Origin of the sequence: Flexithrix dorotheae DSM 6795, from assembly GCF_000379765.1 — a bacterium.
Lineage (GTDB): Bacteria > Bacteroidota > Bacteroidia > Cytophagales > Flammeovirgaceae > Flexithrix > Flexithrix dorotheae.
Window position 1 is genome coordinate 1 of sequence record NZ_KB903476.1, and the last position, 17,316, is coordinate 17,316.

Annotated in this window: 12 protein-coding genes and 1 tRNA gene; 7 read left to right on the forward strand and 6 right to left on the reverse strand. The window is 35.3% G+C overall.

Annotated features, from left to right (window positions below; all coding sequences use genetic code 11):
* Window positions 1-1,948 precede the first annotated feature (1,948 nt).
* The 7 genes from A3EM_RS0130390 (at window position 1,949) to A3EM_RS0130420 (ending at window position 8,251) form a co-directional block, all read left to right on the forward strand.
* A complete protein-coding gene (locus tag A3EM_RS0130390) occupies window positions 1,949-3,670 on the forward strand; it encodes a hypothetical protein (RefSeq protein ID WP_020532027.1) in 1,722 nt (573 codons plus the stop codon).
* A 93-nt stretch (window positions 3,671-3,763) separates the two neighbouring features.
* Window positions 3,764-4,063, forward strand: coding sequence for a hypothetical protein (locus tag A3EM_RS0130395; protein WP_020532028.1), 300 nt, complete (start codon window positions 3,764-3,766; stop codon window positions 4,061-4,063).
* Window positions 4,056-6,245: a lactonase family protein gene (locus A3EM_RS0130400; protein ID WP_020532029.1), complete on the forward strand. Its 2,190-nt coding sequence runs from the start codon at window positions 4,056-4,058 to the stop codon at window positions 6,243-6,245. Before A3EM_RS0130395 ends, A3EM_RS0130400 begins: the two co-directional genes overlap by 8 nt.
* Window positions 6,246-6,248: 3 nt before the next feature.
* Window positions 6,249-6,473, forward strand: coding sequence for a hypothetical protein (locus A3EM_RS0130405; RefSeq protein WP_020532030.1), 225 nt, complete (start codon window positions 6,249-6,251; stop codon window positions 6,471-6,473).
* A gap of 32 nt (window positions 6,474-6,505) precedes the next feature.
* Window positions 6,506-7,237 (forward strand): hypothetical protein, encoded by a 732-nt coding sequence (locus A3EM_RS0130410; RefSeq protein ID WP_020532031.1) that lies wholly within the window; start codon window positions 6,506-6,508, stop codon window positions 7,235-7,237.
* Complete coding sequence (locus A3EM_RS0130415) at window positions 7,237-7,911, forward strand: hypothetical protein (RefSeq protein WP_020532032.1); 675 nt, start codon at window positions 7,237-7,239, stop codon at window positions 7,909-7,911. Before A3EM_RS0130410 ends, A3EM_RS0130415 begins: the two co-directional genes overlap by 1 nt.
* 1 nt (window position 7,912) lies before the next feature.
* The gene (locus A3EM_RS0130420; protein WP_020532033.1) at window positions 7,913-8,251 is read left to right on the forward strand and encodes a hypothetical protein; all 339 of its coding nucleotides are present in this window, start codon (window positions 7,913-7,915) and stop codon (window positions 8,249-8,251) included.
* Window positions 8,252-8,300: 49 nt separating this feature from the next.
* Here A3EM_RS0130420 and A3EM_RS44080 read toward each other — a convergent pair whose 3' ends face one another.
* The 6 genes from A3EM_RS44080 to mltG all read right to left on the reverse strand — a co-directional run bounded on the left by A3EM_RS44080 (window position 8,301) and on the right by mltG (window position 16,822).
* On the reverse strand, window positions 8,301-9,221 hold the full coding sequence (locus tag A3EM_RS44080; RefSeq protein ID WP_020532034.1) for a PDDEXK family nuclease: 921 nt from the start codon (window positions 9,219-9,221) through the stop codon (window positions 8,301-8,303).
* A gap of 66 nt (window positions 9,222-9,287) precedes the next feature.
* On the reverse strand, window positions 9,288-11,729 hold the full coding sequence (locus A3EM_RS44085; protein ID WP_020532035.1) for a hypothetical protein: 2,442 nt from the start codon (window positions 11,727-11,729) through the stop codon (window positions 9,288-9,290).
* A 264-nt stretch (window positions 11,730-11,993) separates the two neighbouring features.
* Entirely contained in the window at window positions 11,994-13,805 is a 1,812-nt protein-coding gene (locus A3EM_RS0130435; RefSeq protein ID WP_020532036.1) for an AAA family ATPase, read from the reverse strand.
* 413 nt (window positions 13,806-14,218) lie between these two features.
* Window positions 14,219-15,400 (reverse strand): site-specific integrase, encoded by a 1,182-nt coding sequence (locus A3EM_RS0130440; protein WP_020532037.1) that lies wholly within the window; start codon window positions 15,398-15,400, stop codon window positions 14,219-14,221.
* A gap of 122 nt (window positions 15,401-15,522) precedes the next feature.
* Window positions 15,523-15,597 (reverse strand) — tRNA-Val (locus A3EM_RS0130445).
* 175 nt (window positions 15,598-15,772) lie between these two features.
* Window positions 15,773-16,822 carry an endolytic transglycosylase MltG gene (gene mltG, locus A3EM_RS0130450; protein WP_020532038.1) on the reverse strand — a complete coding sequence of 350 codons (1,050 nt, stop codon included), beginning with the start codon at window positions 16,820-16,822 and terminating at the stop codon, window positions 15,773-15,775.
* Between the last annotated feature and the right edge of the window lie 494 nt (window positions 16,823-17,316).

Here is a 17,316-nt window from a genome sequence, read left to right on the forward strand (position 1 = left end):
TGGCATCACCAATGAGGATACCTACTATGCTGCGGTGGAAGCTTTAAAAACCATTGCCCACACTGAAATTTCCACTGAAGATAAGAAAAAAAGGGAATTAAGGGAGTTGGAAAACAAGTGGAGAAATATCAAAGAAAAGGGATTCTTTCCTACTCCAAAAACACTGGCTAAAAGGCTGGTGGAAGAAGCTGGTATCCAACCTNGAGAAATTGTATTAGAACCTAGTGCCGGCCTTGGTCACATTGCAGAAGTCATTCGGGAATTGCACCCTGAAAATGATCTGCAAGTGATTGAAAGAATGGTGAGCCTGGAGCAAATCCTTTTACTGAAAGGTTTTACCCTGGTAGGCAATGATTTTTTGCTTTATACGCCAGATGCAGGAAAAGCTCCGGATAAAATCATTATGAATCCACCATTTGAAAACAATCAGGACATTGCACATTTGCAACATGCTTTTTCCATCCTGAAACCTGGAGGCCGAGTGGTGGCCATTATTGGGGAAGGTGCGTTTTTCAGGCAGGGAAAAAAGGAAACCGCTTTTAGAGACTGGCTTCATCAAATTGATGGGGTAGAAGAACCATTACCCGAAAATTCATTCAAAGGAGCTGAAGCTTTTAAACAGACTGGAGTAAGATCCAGATTAGTGATTGCCGATAAACCCGGAGCACAGAAACAAGTACAAAAGGAATCACGAAAAGAAGATGATTTAGCCCTGGCTTTGGCCTTGCAAAAACAGCGCATTAGAATTTTGAAATTAAAGGCTAAATCAGGCCTTGGAAATGTAAATAGCGATCTTGAATTAAACCTTCAACTCCAAAAACAAAGGATTAGGTTACTGAAGTTAAAAAGTAAAAAAAACGCTGCCCAAACTAAAGTTCAGCCTATTCCATTGTCAAAAGTTCATGTCAATAAAAAGCTGTTCCAAAACAGGGAAACCGATTATTCTCATGAATCGGTGCAAAGAATTTTAGAGGCTGTGGAAAGCGGGAATTTTAGATGGGAAGTTTTTGATCCGGTTTTGCTTTGGAAGTCTCCGGAAGGAAAACTGTTTATACTTTCCGGTCACTCCAGAACCCAGGCATTCAAAGAATTGGCTAAAAAGCAGAAAAAAGTAGCTGGCAAAACCTTTAACAGTATTCCAGCCAAAATTATTCAGGTAAGTGAAGCCGAGGCCAAAAAAATTGCCCTGGAATCCAACACACTTTCCACCAGGGAAACAGACACGGAAAGAGCCAATTATTACAGGGCCTTAAAAAAGCAGAAAAAAAGCAAAAAGGAAGTAGCTGAAATAGCCAAAAAGAATGAAGGAAAGAACTGGAAAAAGATATTCAATTTATCTTACCTGAATCCTGAAGGTTTCCTGATGGATAGCATTAAGGCCACGGAAAACTCAGATGTGCAAAGCAAATCTGTGGTGCACACCATTGCGGATTGGATTGGAGAATTAAGAGTAAGGTTTCCAGAATTAACCGATAGTCATGAAAAGGAAATTGCAGACTGGTTGATTAAAAGTGCCTACGGGAATAAGGCCGGACAAGTCAGTAATAAAAGGATGTTCCTGGAAAAATTGGAAAGTGCCATTTATAAAATCACTGAATTTGGGAAAATCCCCCCTGGTAAAAGGCTCAATCTTAAAAAAACAGTGTCCAAATCTCCTGTAGAAGAGGATTATGAAAGACAGGTTGAGGCACTAAAAAGGGAAAAGAAAAAAGCCCTGGATGTGCTGAAGGAGAAAACAGAAAAACTTCTGAAAGGAGCGCATGAGGGTAAAATAACAAAGAAGAAAGCTCAGGAATTATTAGAGCCTTATCAGGATAATTATATGGGGCTATCCAATAAGCTTAACAAACTATTGGGTAAAAAATATGACATCGCTCAGGCAGCCAAACAGCAAACCAGTCTGTTTGGGTTGGGCAGGTATTTAAGCAGTTTAAATTAAGGAGACAACATGGCCACACAAGTAATACTTAACCGGTATAAATCCATTAATCCGACTTTACTTAGCAAAAAAGTAAAAGAGGAACTGGTGTTGATGGAGAATTTGAGTAAACAGTTTTCAGATCAACAGGTGCTTTCCCTTCAGGCCTTTCAGGATAATTTCAATGATTTGTATGAAGTGATAGAGGAGTTACATCCTACTGCCATTCAAAAAGCAGCAAAAAAAGAGAGTCCTATAAAAACAGCAAAACCCCCAATTCAAAGGACCACACCTAAAAAGATAAATGTACCCAAATCCAAAGAAAAAAAGGGTACACGAAAACAGGTGCCCAATTTCACAGAATCCGAAAAGCAGATCCGAAAGTTCTTAAACTGGCATCAGAAAGTAAAAAGCAGAACCCAAATCAGAAATGCAGCGGTATTGCTCAATAAAAAGGGGGTAACTGAAATCTTTGATCAAAAGAACAAACCGCTTTTAAGAAATATCTACCGGGAGCTGGAAAAGACTTATAATGGCATGCTGGATAAAAGGCAAACCAATATCACTATCAAATTTCCAGAAGTGATTTTCAGGGAAATGCAGTCAGTGATGGAACAATTGGAAATCCTGCCCAGTGTGCGATTGATCATTCGCTATTTAAACCTGCAGGGAAAAGAAGGCATTACCAAAAAGTCCGCTCAACTCCTGAAAAAGAGCATTGAAAATGCCATTTCCAACCGAAGAATTTTAAAAGCAGATAAGTACTTTGAAAAGCTCAAAGCTATCACCGGTACCCTAAAAGGTTTTATTGGGGGAAACAAGGAAAGTATTTCCCTGCAGAAAGAAAGTCTGGCGGGATTAAGTGGAATTCCAGGAGTGCATCTATCTCCTCCAGTCAAAAGAAAAAAGCCTGTTAAAAAAAAAGCCCGGACGGTAAAAACTATTAAAAAAAGTTCTAAGAAAAGCCCTGAAAAAACGATTACAAAAAATAAGAACATGACCCTTGAATCTGATCAAAAAGTACCTGACACCATTAAACCAGCGGTCCTTGAAAGTGGTGGTTTTGTGCTGGCGCATCAACCGGTTTCAAAGCCACCTACTTTTAAACTGGCTGGTGAAATGGGAAAGTTTTTAGGAGAACTTCAGCCTTATAAACTGGCCATTACGGTCTCTGGAAACCGTGGAGGAGGGAAAACCACTTTGGTCACACAACTCATAGATGCCTTTTTGGATACAGGAAGAAAAGTCGGTTTTTTCAGCTTGGAACAAGGGGGAATGGAATCCAAGGATACAGAAAAATTGGTAACAGCCAATATTAAAATCAAAAACAGAAGTCGGTTGGCTATTACCGGAGAAGCTGAAAAAGGGATTGAAACGGTTAAAAAGTTTGCCAGCGTTTTCGATTGTGTAGTCATTGACAGTTGGCAAAAACTGCAAAGCTGGGGAGCCAATACCCGATTCGATGAGCTTAGAAGTGAGTTTCCCAATACCATTTTTATTGTCATTTTCCAGCAGAATGCTCTTGGTGGCACCAAAGGAGGTGTAGCCGCTGAATTTGATGCACCAGTGGTACTAAAAGTGGTTACAGTGGATCCCACGTTTGCCCGGAATTATGCCATTGCAGAAAAGAATCGTGGTAATTCCCTGGAAAACAAATACCTGATTGCTGCCAAAAAAACAGTTCCGCTTTTTTCTCCGAAACTGGAATTATCAAAAGAAGAAGATGAAGAGATTTTAAATAAAATACTATGAAACAAGCATGCTGCTTGACCCAAATTTTGAGAAATAATATCACCATGATTCGGCATTCATGGCTTACAAATAAAATTTAAACTTCCAATTGAAATGAAAAGCAATGCCATTTCCAAAGCGATTATCCAGATTGGAAATACTGTACAGGGTTTAACTGTGCCACCTGGCGCAGTGAGTTGTATCATCAGTATGGATGCGAATGAACAGGTCACAAATCCACTGAAAGCTGGTCGTTTCTGGGAGACAGGAGATGATCCCACAACTTCAGAAGGCATGATTTTAAGTGATGGCGGAGCTTATGAAATCCTGGGTAGAAAGAACATGGAAAGGTTTAAGGCCATCAGTACTGAAAATGGCATTTCCCACAAACTAATGGTGACTTACTATGACTAGGGAATTTAAACGTATTTGGGAAGTACCAGGCATTTCCAAAGTACTGACTGGTACTACTTCGCCACAGCCTCCTGAAATTATTGAAAATGAGCTGGGAGATCAGCTGGATATTAACGGTCTGAGTAGTATCAACTGGTTTTTTGGCTCAAGAGTGGGGCTTCGTTTTGCCAATGGAGAAGTAAAACCTTTGTCCGGTGGGCAAATCAATCAGGAAGAAGGTGGCTACACGGTTTCTGATGCCAAAGGCAATCTGCTTTTTTATACCAATGGGATTAATATTTACAATAGAAACCATGCCTTAATGGAGTCTGGTTTGAGTGGAGATCAAAGTAGTGCGACCAGTGCGGTTGTAGCCGTGCAACCAGGAACAAGTTTGTATTGGGTGTTTACCGTAGATGAAAATGTAGGCACCAAAGGCATGAATTATTCCATTGTGGACATGAAGGAGAACGAAGGATTGGGGACAGTGACCGAGAAAAATATCAACCTTTTACCGGCCAGTAATGCCACAGAAAAAATCGGAATGGTCCAGCACCAGAATGGAGTAGACTGGTGGATTATTACCCATGGTTTTAACAACAATAATTTTTATGCATTTCTTCTCACTAAAGATGGTTTGGAAATGAATCCGGTGGTGAGTAGTGCGGGAATTGTCTATGATTATGTGACGGATAAAACCGGATTTATCAAAGATAATTTTGCGCAAAACAAGCTGGCCGTGAGTACTTATGGCGGTGGGGGAAAAGCCAAAGTGGAATTGTTTGATTTTGACAATGCCACCGGAATTATCAGTAATCCTGTAGATACCGGAGTTTATGTCAATCCTTATTCCATTGAATTCAGTCCCAATAATGCTTATTTATATGTAGGAGAAACACCTTATGGCCAATATACCTGGGATAAAATTTATATTTATGATATTCAGACGGCTACTTTAAATACATATTGGGAAAGACTGGATAATTCCACTACACCATTTCATTTTGGAATGCAGATCGCTCCGGATGGGAAGATCTATGTGAGTTTTAATTACGAATCAGGACTAAGTACCATAGATGAACCTAACAATCCAAGTGGCACTTTTACCATTAATTCCCAACCCTTAATATATGGTCCTTCAAGAACTGGTTTGCCCTATTATCCCAAGGCTTATATCGATGTGAGTATTTGGGGAGACAAACTGCCCAATAATACCGATTCTGCACTGTTAAATATGGCATTTGTTGACCCGAATGGCAATGATTTGACCGCTGAGGTGGGCAGAATTAACCGGCCATTTGCCACCTTTTCAGAAGCTACTGAAGCTGTAAATGAAGGGGGAACAGTGATGGTGATGCCTGGCGTATATACCAACCATTTGGAATTAACCAAACAGGTGAATTATCACTTTTTAGACGGGGCTAAAATTGAAAAAACCGGACTTTGTATTTTTTGTAGAGATAATGATTTAGACATTGAAATTACCGGAAGAGGAGAATTTATTTCCACCGATGCCCAATATGGCTATAATCGCAATAAAGCCATTAGAATTTACCCTGTGACCAACACTAAAATAAAAATTGAGGCCAAAAAAATTACCGGTATCCAAAACTCCCAATATACCAGTGGATCAAACGGGATCCTTGCTGTGAAAAATGCAGAATTGACGGTATCTATTTTGAATAATGCAGATACCAGAAATACTGGCTATGACAGCGTGGCGGGTTTAATGCTTAAAAACTGCTTTTTGAATAATTGTCAGGTAGTCCCCATGATTGGAGTTAATCATATTCATGTAGAAGATTGTTGGCAGCGCATGTTTGGTCAATGGGCGGTGGGTTTAAACCTTTATCAGCAAGGGAGTGGAGCCATTGTCAATTCCAGGATCATGGTAAAAAACTCTGATATTTTGATGGTGGATCAGGGAAACTGGGCGGTTTCTACCTGGGGCAATACCACTGGAAGCAAGATTTTTTTAATCAACAATCGCTTTAAATGTTTAAACCCGGATACCATTGTGATTGGCGCCTGGAGTGGAATGAGTTTCGAGTATTATTTCTATGATAATATTTGCAATAATATGGTGGGTCATCCTGCTTTTCAGCCAGTGGTGAACAAGGCTCGAAATGTGGGTTTCAGGTATGATCCGGATTTGATTGTTGCCCCTGAATTTGAGACTTTTTTGTTCAACAAAAACTTTTGAGTGATGGCTTTTAAATCAGTACATACCCAGGGACAAGTGATCCTGGAAGAGCTTTACCATGAAGAGGAATTGCCGCCTTTTACCATTTGTATTGTCAATGAAAATGGTTTTGTAGTGCCGGTGAATAATCTTCCTGAATTTAAAAATCAAAATGAAGCAGGAAACGGAGGCCTTGTCCGGGGGCAATGTTTTGTAACCGATAAGGGGGAGATCTTAATGAAAACCTAAAACAGCAATCAATAACAGCAACCAAAAATAACATGGAAACTATAGAACAATTCGATTTTACCATTCGGGGGAATCCGGCCAGACTCAAACTGGTTAAAACTGAAAACGCTTTTATTCCCAAGTTTGAGCATGAAAAAGACGGAATATTGGAAGCCTACGCCATCCAAAACCTGAAAGTGGATTTTCTTTTTAAAAGGCTGCCCATTACGGCTACTAAAAATATTTACCTCATTGGAGATATTCCTGAAAACGGAGATGTGAGTGATCCTGCAGTTCATATCATGCCCATTTCAACAGAAAACAATATCCTGTTTAATGCAGAAAGTATGTTGCCAGCCAGTTTTGGGAACATGAGAAGTTTTGATTTACTGGCAGGTTTTGACCTGACTTCAATTTCCCTCACTTTCATTCAGTATTTCAGTCGCTTAATGCTCAATGGCCTGATTAATCATTTGTATGGCTCCAGGTGTTTTAGTTACCTGGACAACCTGAGTTTTTACCAGCCTTTGTTGCTTTCTGTGGATGTGGAACCTCCCACTCAAAATGAGGATGAATCCATAAATGCAGATGGAAAATTCACAGTCAATGTCAGTGAAAGTAATGGCACTGTGTTTTATAAGCTCAATGATGGGAATTATTTGGAAAACCCTGTTTTTGAAAATCTGGCTGATGGGGAATATACTATATCGGTGAAAGATTTGACCAGCGAAATAGTCATTCCGGCCACTTTTCAAAGGCAAAAAATTACCCCACCACTTTTTTAATGATGGAAAATGGAGGCATCAATCTGGTTGAATTACTCGATAAACACGGACTTTTTGCAGGCGTGCTTTATGCCATTGCCTTAATATTTTTATTCCAGCTTTTTAGCCGAAGAGAGCAGGCCACCGATGCCTTCATTAATTTTTCCAATAAAATGGCCTACCTCATACACCATGTCATTATCGTGAGAAACCGGCAATTTATTCAGGGGATTTCAGACCGGATAAGTAGCATTTATACCTACATGTACATGCTCATGAAAATCAGTCCGGTGCGAATTGCAGTTTTCAGGTTTGATTACAAAGAGCAGGAAAAAGAGAAGTTTTACAAATGCTACATGGTCCATGAAGCGGTATCCGGAGTAGAGCCCATCAAAGACTTTTGGCAGGGCATTCAGATCAATAAGCAGGTTTCGCAAGTCCTGATTGTGGATACCATTTCTGAAGGATCTAAAGGGCTGTATTTATCCAATCTGGAAGAAATGCCGGATGGGGAATTGAAAGATACCCTGGATAGTTATGACATCAGAAGTATTTTTTCCATTTACTTAAATAACAGAGCTGAGCGGGTTTATTCTCTGGTGGTATTTTTCAATCGGGAAAAATCTCTGGAACAAAGTGATATTGCGACCATCAGGTTATGTGCGGCCAACATTGAAAAATTAATTTTTAGCTGAGATGGATGATAAACCAAACCTGACCACAGAATTCTTAAAGTTTACCGCAAGGCTGGTGGAAAACCTGGAACATGCAATTGCCAAAATGGCCAGAAGACAGAAAAGGGATTTGGAGCTGAAAAAAATAGAGGAAAAACTAAAAGACGACCTGGCCATCAAAAAAGAAGATCTACATCTCAAATACCTCATCCTCATGCCCACCAAAGAAGCATTCCTGCGTGTGGATGATTTAATTGATTACCTCTTAATCATCAGAGAAAGCAGAATCAAACTCCGGAATTCCAAAGAAATCACTGATTTTATTGACTATCTGATTGATTATTTAAGGTCTTATCAGTGAGGGAGGGGGTGAAATATTTGTAAATGAGATTTACTCTTTATTTTCGTTTCTATTCCTCCAATAAATCACTTAGACTTTTGCCATTTTCTTCTATCCAGTCAAATCTAACTCCAAACCCCCAGTCTTTACGCACTTCATTAAGGTTAAACTTTTCTGCCCAGATATATCTCAGCTTACTAAAAGCAAATAATTCATTACTCCCATTTATTTTAAGACAACTTTGATTGGTATTTACAATTTCTGCTTCGACTAACCTTTTTTCAATTTTATTGTCTAATGCAGGTTTGAAAAATACTTTTTGACCTATTTTTAATTTTTGTGAATCAAAGAGTTGGGAAACTATTGACTTAGCTCTTTTTCGTTTTTTACTTTTACTTTCTTCAACAATGCTTTCTTCGGGTTTGATAAAAGATTGTGCTAAGAATTCCCTTCCATTAGTATCCTTGAAATAATTGAAGTTTACGGCATTTATATTTACTGAATATGGTTCTCCGGATAAATAGTCAATTATCCTAACAGTTGAATCGTCAATTTCGGAACCAACAATAAGTATTTTATGATCAGAATTAAAATCTATTTCTTCAGAATCTTTCTTAAATATAGATGAGAAATATTCACCTAAATCATTGTATTGGGATCTGCCGTACTTATTAAATACTCCATTTAATTCATCATAATTTAAATCCTTTACCCATGTAGCATAATCTAATGATTGAGCAACAATTTCCCTATACGTTTTATCTCTTTTTAATTCAATGATTATTATTTCTCCAACTGAATTAACTGCTAATATATCAATTTTATTATTATAGGCTGTAATGACTTGACTACCAATAACAGCTAAACTATTTGAAAGAATTGAAATATCTTCAATTAGCCATTTTTCAAGCCTATTCTCGTAGTCTAATTTTGATTGTAAAATTTGATTAACAGTTTTTCCTTCGATATTCCAAAGTTTAATTTCTTGCATTTGTTGAATTTTTATTTTGATCGATATACAATATGAGCTAAAAAACAATGCTCTTCCACAAAATGGTTATGGTTTTCTAGGGTTAGTTAACGGTGTTTTTACCTTTGCTTCAACTTTATCAATATCTTTCTTTATTTGTTGGGAAATTTTCACCCAATTAAATTGTGTTGGTTTGTTTTCTAAATCTTGCCAAATTTCATCTAAGTAATAGATAAAGATTCTTGCACGGTCAATTCTTTTTTGAATAAGAAAAGTATCCTGAACCTCTTGTCTAATAGAGTTATCAAATATGGGTGTATCTACAATAATTGCATCAATGTATGTAAACTGGTTACATAAATAATTCAGATGATAAGATCCCATAGTTGTAATTCTTAAAGACGTTGGTAAATTGTTGACATCTATGGTTGCTCCCCTTCCAGAGGTTTCTATCAATTTTTTACTTATAGCAATATTTGTAATTAAATCAATTTGGTCTATTGAAAACCCTAATGCTTGCAGGTGGTTAGATAATTTGAGAGTTTCGATAAAACCATTATCTTTTCCAGATGTGGCTTTTGACTCTAAAATTGAAAGGATTATTAGTAGCAGAAAATGTTCTTTTTCATCCTTATAATGAACATCAAATACATTTACTATGTAGGAACTCTCTGGATCATAATGAACATTATTTCCAAAAATTACGGCACGTAGAAATTCATGTAATGGAATAGTATAACGACCCTTTTCAGAATAGATTCGATCAATTTTTTCAGTATCTATATGTCCACTTCCAAGAAAGTTTTTTACTATATCTATACCTAGACGAATATTTCCGTTGCAGATATTATCAATGAATCGGTATAAATCATCATTATTTTCAAATGAATGTATTAAAACTTCTATTAATCCTTTAAGGGTAGAAAGGTTTACCCCAACTGAGCCTTCAAATTGTGCTAAATTAATTTCACCATTAGCAATTTTTCTGGCGAATTCCAACCTTTTTTCTATTACTAAATCAAGTCTCGGTGGAGCAATTGTAAATGCCTTAGGGTGATATCCACTGAGAGCACCTCCTTTAATTGAGTTATGAAATGTCTCAGGTCGTAAAGAAACAAATACCGTTACAGGTTGCCAATTTTCTGTTATCTCTTGTGAAATGAGAAATGCCATTTGTTGTGTGTCATAATTTCTTTGGTCACAATTATCAAGGAATATAACAATCTGTTTTTTTCTACCTTTGGCTAGATGAAAAAGCGAAGATTTTATATGTTCACTCTTAATTTTTTGTTTAGACTCAAAGAATTCAACTGTTAAGTCTAAAGCTTTATCAGTATCATTATCGAAGTACTTTTTATAGATTCCTTTTTTAAATCTTTGAAATTCTCCATGGTAAATACCATGAACAAAATCATACTCATAAATATCAATTGAATATTCTTTTAATAAAAGCCTTATGATTTCATCTAAAATTGCTTCTCGAATATCCATTGACAATACAATTGTACTTCCTAAATCAATCTTTAAGGTTATACAATCATTGAAAATATCTGGCGCTTCAACTTTAATTAAATGATTAATGAATGTAGATTTTCCTGCACCTACATCTCCAATTAAAAGGATAGGTCTTCTGCTCATACTATGAGCTGAAATATTTTTAAAGTCTTGATTTATTCCTTTTTTCTCTACGGCAGACTGAATAACGAAGTTTCCTTGATTCTCTTCAAATAGGTTCTCATATCTTGTTCTTAAAATTTCTTTACTTACTGTTGCATAATTTGATAGAGCACCAGCGTTACAATAGCATTCTTCTAAAAAAGTTTTTTCTAAATCTTGGTATCTAAGAACATCTTCTAGAACTAACTCACTTAATAAATGGAGATTAGCTTGGAAAGGATTTCTATTTTTGATCCCAGGATAGTAACTTATTGAAGAAGACAGTTTAGAAGGTAATTCAGGAAGTACAATTCCACATAATTTATTTTTTAAGTTTTTGGATTGAATTCCACTTTTGGATAAGTAATTCCAAAAACACAAAAATTCTTCCTCCATTTTATCGAGTGAAGCAAAAACAATGGCATTCCCTGTTAAAGGAGGCACTCCGTCAAGTCTATTTGCAACAAATGCAACAATTTGCCACCCATTTGAAACAATGGCGATTTCAACACCGCGCTCATTACAATATCCACAGGCTTGTTCTATTGCTTTTTTGAACTTTGGATTATCTTTACATAAAGTTTTTAATGAATATATTACACCTTTTTTCCCTTCAGCTATTTCAAAATAATTTCCTTCTCTTTTGGCCTCAAGAATAACTGTTGGACGTGATAAACTTAATGTATAATCTGTATACTGTCCATTATAATTTTCTTCTGTTGAAATATCGCTTTTTTCCCAACCTAAACATTCTAATAAAATTCTGTCAATTAAATGAAACCTTGTTGTTGCTTCATTTCTATCTTTGTCTTGATATGATTTGTTCCATTCGATTAAATTTTTCAGATTCTCTCTGTTTTTCTCGTAATTCATTGCTTATGGATTGCTTTCCTTTTATTAGTAGTAAACTAAATCAAGTCTAGGTGTTTGTTTTAGCCTTTTAAAAGCTATTAAAATTTAAAAAATATATGAAACTGATTTAGCCAGATTAATTAAAAATATAAAATTTTCTGTAACCTAGTTCGTTAAAATATTTTTTTTATCAATAAAACAGGAAGAAATTTGGGTTTTATTAATATTTTCCTGATTTATCTTTCCTTAAAGATGTTTTTGAAGAAATAGATAAATTGACTTTATTTATGGCACAAGACTTAAAAAATCAGAAAACATTTCAGTAAATTCAAATCGATCAGTTCCATTGTCATCATATTTTTCAACTTCTCTGATTTGTTCTGTTGTCATAAGTGTCCAGTAATTTTCAAGGACATTTTGTTTTCTTGACGTTTTTTCAGTTGCTATCAATACTTTAGCATCGCAGGTATCCGTAAAACTAAAAGTACTTCCAGTAGGTAAATTCAAGACATCAAGATGTATATAATTTTCGGGTTCTCTCTTTATAGTTAAATATGCCTTAATCCCGTTATTGCACAATTCTTGAATTTTATCTAAATTATCCTGCTCTTCATTAGTACCTTTATCTGAATCAAACATTACGCAGTATGGAATATCGAATTGCTCAATTAAACGGAGTGTTATCCAATGTTTTAAATTGCCGCAACCACCAATTGGAACTAAAGCTATTCTTTTATCTTCAAATGTGTGTGAAATATATCCTCCGCTTTTTAATTGAGTTGCGGTATGGCTTACAAAAGTGACATCACTTTTTCCTTCTAAAAGTAGAATTGCCTTTGCGTTTTTAGAAATAGGGTCTGCTAAAACACCTAAGGCATCCGCAATTTTCTCAAATACATCTTCTGATCCTAATTCAACCGATCTATCATTTCCATTTTTTTGAATGAATCGTAAACTTTCTAGAGGAAGTAAGCCTCCTAATGCTGGTGTATGTGTTGTTAAAATAATTTGTGAATTCCCCGTATTTGATAATTCCATAAATGCTTGTATTAGCATTTCTTGATGGTCAGGATGTTGAGAGGTTTCAGGTTCTTCGAAAGCAAAGATTATTTGATTTCCTTTATTTTGAACCCTTAACCTTTCAGCTTCTGCTCTAAAAAAGTTTAATAAAATTAACCTTCGTATTCCACTTCCTCTTTTATTAATTGGAATATCTTCTTCTGACTTTATAGTTAGTTTGAATTGAGAATCAAATTTGGGTTCAGTTTTAAAGTCAGGAATTAATTCGTTAGCCAAATCTGGGGACATTTCTTTAAGTTTTGCTAAAGTCCTTTTAGCGGTATCAATAGCTTTAGTTCTTACCTGGTCTTTAATATGTTCTAGTTCAGTTTTTAGTTCAGACAATGCTTGCTGTATTGCAATTTTCATTGGGTCTGTAACTTCTTTGTCATCATCTTTACTTTGTCTATCTGATTGGAATAATGCATAAAGAGGTAAATATGCTTTTAAAGTATCATAGACTTTTTTGGTATCTTCTTTATCAACTAGTAATTCTGTTTCTTTAAGTTCAAGATTTACAAATGATTCTCTAATTGCTTGCCGAATAGAAGAATTAACATTCCCATTATAATTCTCAGTAGGGATTCCTAATTCATTAGCTCTCTGTTTTAATTCTCCTTTTTTAAGAGTTAGTAAATCATTTCCATTTACAACACTTGGATGATTACAAATGATGTACACTTTCTCTTTTGGTTTTGCAGCCGTAGCAGCAAAAACCTTTTTTATTTCAAGTTTATTTTCTTCATTTAATAAATATTCTATTTCTAATGATGTTGGATTTGCAGCATCTATTATTAGGTCGTCTGGAAAGTCAGAAAAAATACAACTTATTTCTATTTTATTACTATCAGCGGAAATATTTAAATCATCTCTTTCACAGTTAACTAATGAATTATTGAAAAAGATTTCTAGGGCTTCAAGAACAGTTGATTTTCCTGCATCATTTTTCCCTATAAATGCTGTAAGTCTTGAAATAGGTATAATAGTTTCAGTTTGATACCCTCTGAAGTTTTTAATTTTTACCGTTTCTAATATCATTAGTTGTATTTTAATTTTTCCTAATCTAATATATTTTCAATGTTTTTTGCAAAAAAAAAGTTATAAATTTCGATAATACACTACTGTTATAACTTAACAGTGCATAGATGTAGACACATCCGATTCCTTTTTACTTAAAAGTAGGCAGTTTAAGGAATATTCCAATTTTAAATATATGATGTCTGCAGTAAACAGATGATTCGAAGTGAATTTTTACCTATTAAAGCATAAATAAACTTCTTGACTTACTAAAGACAAATTTTTGGAATAATATTGCGTATCAATTTTGCGATATATACTGTAATTTCCATTACCAAAATGCCAGGAATAACCCTCCAAGTTTTTTCAATCGGGTAGATAATCAACTTAAAAAATAGGCGAACAAAATAAATTACTAGTTTTTCAAAATTGCATTATGCTGGAGATGAAATTAAATGCTTAGTTTCCTGAAAAACTAATTCGGGATGTACTTTGGCGTACAATCGCTCTGTAGTTTTTATGCTTTTATGGCCTAGCATTTTGCTTACTACCTCCATTTTTATTCCTTTATTAAGCCATAAATTTCCTGCAGTTTTCCGAGCCACATGGGTGGTTAGTTTTAAATCAATACCTACAATTGCGCCTAGTTCTTTGAGGTAGCGATTATAAGCCTGATTGCTATAAACAGGGATTTTATAATTATACTTTTTAAGAATTCGTTCAAATTCCGGAAAAACAGGCAACAGACTTCCCACACTTGTTTTTGATCTATCTTTGGTTATGAATCTCCCTCCCTTATAAAGAAAGGTATGTTCCTCATAATTGAAATTATATAATTCCACATAGGAAAAGCCACTCCAACATTGAGCAACAAACAAATCTCTTGTTTTGATTAAAACATCACTAAATAATGTGTGACTTGTTATTTTATCCAGCTCGTAATCAAAAAGAAAGTTATCAGATACACCAGGCTCAAAACATAATGGGTAAAGTGAAATAGGGTTATAATTAATCCACCCTTTTTCCTTAGAAAACCTAACAACCCTCTTTAATAATTGAAAAATTTTCATTAAATGATTATGAGAATTGCCTTTTACCTTAATTCCATAATCATAAACTTCGTCCATGAAATCTTCATCAATAAATTCTAATTTATAGTCTGTATCATAAAATTCCTCTAAAAATTTTTTAATAAAATCTCTATGGGCCATCTGAGTGGCTAAAGTAATATCCTTAAACTTCACCTTTTTTCTTTTTCTCAATTCAAGTCGCCATTCAAAAAAACTATTATAGACCTGGAGTAAAGTAATACTTGGTTTTTCATTTAACGAATAGGCCCTTTTAACAACATCACCTGTTAAATTGTATGGGCTCAATTTGCTAGAAAGGAACTTGTAGGTATCCTGGAGGTCATTCCGGATTTGTTGTAATTTTTGATTTTCAAAGGTCAGCTCAGAATTTGTAATAATTTGCCTTTTTTTATCCCAATCACTTTTTTCTAGTCTAATCCCTGTGGACAATGTAGATTTTGCGGGCTTCTTGTTCGCCCTAATAGTGCAATAGAGATGGTAGGAGTTGGGAGAAGTTTCTCTCAACTTAAATCTAATTTTCAGCATGTTCGGTTATTAGGTTCTATGGGTGAAAAAAAAATTAAAACCACAGACAATAAAAAAAGTCTCAATATTAATTTGAGACTTCTCTTTAAATAACCTCCCTTGGAGTTCTGAATTATTAAGTGTGGGACCTACTGGATTCGAACCAGTGACCCCCTGCTTGTAAGGCAGGTGCTCTGAACCAACTGAGCTAAGATCCCTTTATGTTTTTTTGATCCTTCTGATCTCTCCCCAAACTTATCTTTTGTTGTCCGATTCGTTTGTTTTGGGAGTGCAAATCTAATTACGTTTTTATTTTGTACAAACTTTAATGAAGAAAAAATATAAAAAAAATTAATCAACACAGTTAACTCATTGATAATCAAAAGGAAAAATTTATCTAAAAACTTTCCTTCTATTCAACTCCCGCTGGTACCTTTTGGCATTATTGATATGCTGCCTGTAATTTGTAGCAAAACGATGATAGCCTGAAAAATCTTCTTTGGCACACATATAAATATAATTATGATTTTCATGATTCAAAACTGCATCTATGGAAGTCACATCGGGCAGCGTGATTGGCCCGGGAGGTAATCCCTTATACATATAGGTATTGTACGGGGAATCGTATTGTAAATCCACTTTTAAAACACGTCTTTTGGAAAAATCACCAATGGCAAATACCACAGTAGGATCAGAGTCCAGCGTCATTCCCTTATCTATTCTGTTGAGATATAACCCGGCAACAATTGGTTTTTCATCAAGCTTTTTGGTTTCAGACTGAACAATTGAAGCCAAAACAGAAACTTCTACGGGTGTCATGTTTAGCTTTTGCGCTTTAGCCAGCCGCTCTTCATTCCAAAACTTATCGTACTCCCGCTTCATCCGTTTAATCAGAGCCTCCGCATCAGTAGTCCAATACATTTCATAAGTATTGGGAAGGAACATAGTGGTAATGGTGGTAGTATCAAAACCTAAAGAAGCTACAAAATCGGTATCATTGATTAACCTGTTAAACTCAGCTTCTTCTGCCATTACCCACCGGCAAATTTTAGGGGCAAGATCTTTCTTCAGTCTGATATTATTAAAAGTAACCTGTACCGGAGTCTGCGCCCCCGAGCGTAAAAAACGAACAGCATCCAGGTTACTAATTCCCTTATCTTCTTTTCCTTTCTTCAGGATATAACGACCCGGCTTAATTTTTTCCTGATAGCCCAGAATTTTAGATACAAACATGAAAGAGACCACATCTTCCAAATAATTGTACTTTTTCATGGAATCGACTACATTTTTCATCGTGGCATCTTTGGGAATATAAAGTTCTCCTTCATATTTCCGAATCAATACATTTGGATTATAAAATGTCTGATAGAAGTAAAAGGAAAACATTATAAACATTAAAGACAATCCTACAAAAATGGCCACTTTTATATTTTGAGCTTTCATGAATTATTCTTCAAGTTTATACATCAGCACCTTTCTTTTCTGGCAATAACAGCCTAATGATCAGAAAGTTGCAAAACTATTTAAACAAATATTTACTGTTCTAAAATTACAATTATGCCTGCAAAGTTGTGCTATAAAATTTTGGTTACAAAATCTTATATTCGTCTGAAGAAAATTCTATTAGCTTCAGTACATTTCAAAGCTCAGGGAAAACAGCGTTTTTTGCATCATAAAATCTGAATTAAGCTTAGAAAAACTGATAGGAATAATACTAAAGGCCAATTAGCCTGTTCCTCCTCAGAATTAATTTATAATTAGAGATTTGTGTTAATTAATGATCTCTTATTTTTGTCCAGCCAATTGGCAATAAGCTGAAGTTGCTAATTTTAAAGAGATTACCAGGAATAGGATGCGATTTTTGGGATTTCTTAAAAGGAATTCAGGCACTTAATTATAAGAATCAAACAAAATACCTTACTTTGTTTTCCGTTTAC

Bases quoted from the DNA above. Each gene is read 5' to 3' on its own strand.
- A3EM_RS0130410 (WP_020532031.1), top strand. From the start codon at position 6,506: ATGGAAACTATAGAACAATTCGATTTTACCATTCGGGGGAATCCGGCC.
- A3EM_RS0130420 (WP_020532033.1), top strand. From the start codon at position 7,913: ATGGATGATAAACCAAACCTGACCACAGAATTCTTAAAGTTTACCGCA.
- A3EM_RS0130440 (WP_020532037.1), bottom strand. From the start codon at position 15,400: ATGCTGAAAATTAGATTTAAGTTGAGAGAAACTTCTCCCAACTCCTAC.
- A3EM_RS44080 (WP_020532034.1), bottom strand. From the start codon at position 9,221: ATGCAAGAAATTAAACTTTGGAATATCGAAGGAAAAACTGTTAATCAA.
- A3EM_RS0130390 (WP_020532027.1), top strand. From the start codon at position 1,949: ATGGCCACACAAGTAATACTTAACCGGTATAAATCCATTAATCCGACT.
- A3EM_RS0130395 (WP_020532028.1), top strand. From the start codon at position 3,764: ATGAAAAGCAATGCCATTTCCAAAGCGATTATCCAGATTGGAAATACT.
- A3EM_RS0130435 (WP_020532036.1), bottom strand. From the start codon at position 13,805: ATGATATTAGAAACGGTAAAAATTAAAAACTTCAGAGGGTATCAAACT.
- A3EM_RS0130415 (WP_020532032.1), top strand. From the start codon at position 7,237: ATGATGGAAAATGGAGGCATCAATCTGGTTGAATTACTCGATAAACAC.
- A3EM_RS44085 (WP_020532035.1), bottom strand. From the start codon at position 11,729: ATGAATTACGAGAAAAACAGAGAGAATCTGAAAAATTTAATCGAATGG.
- A3EM_RS0130405 (WP_020532030.1), top strand. From the start codon at position 6,249: ATGGCTTTTAAATCAGTACATACCCAGGGACAAGTGATCCTGGAAGAG.
- mltG (WP_020532038.1), bottom strand. From the start codon at position 16,822: ATGAAAGCTCAAAATATAAAAGTGGCCATTTTTGTAGGATTGTCTTTA.
- A3EM_RS0130400 (WP_020532029.1), top strand. From the start codon at position 4,056: ATGACTAGGGAATTTAAACGTATTTGGGAAGTACCAGGCATTTCCAAA.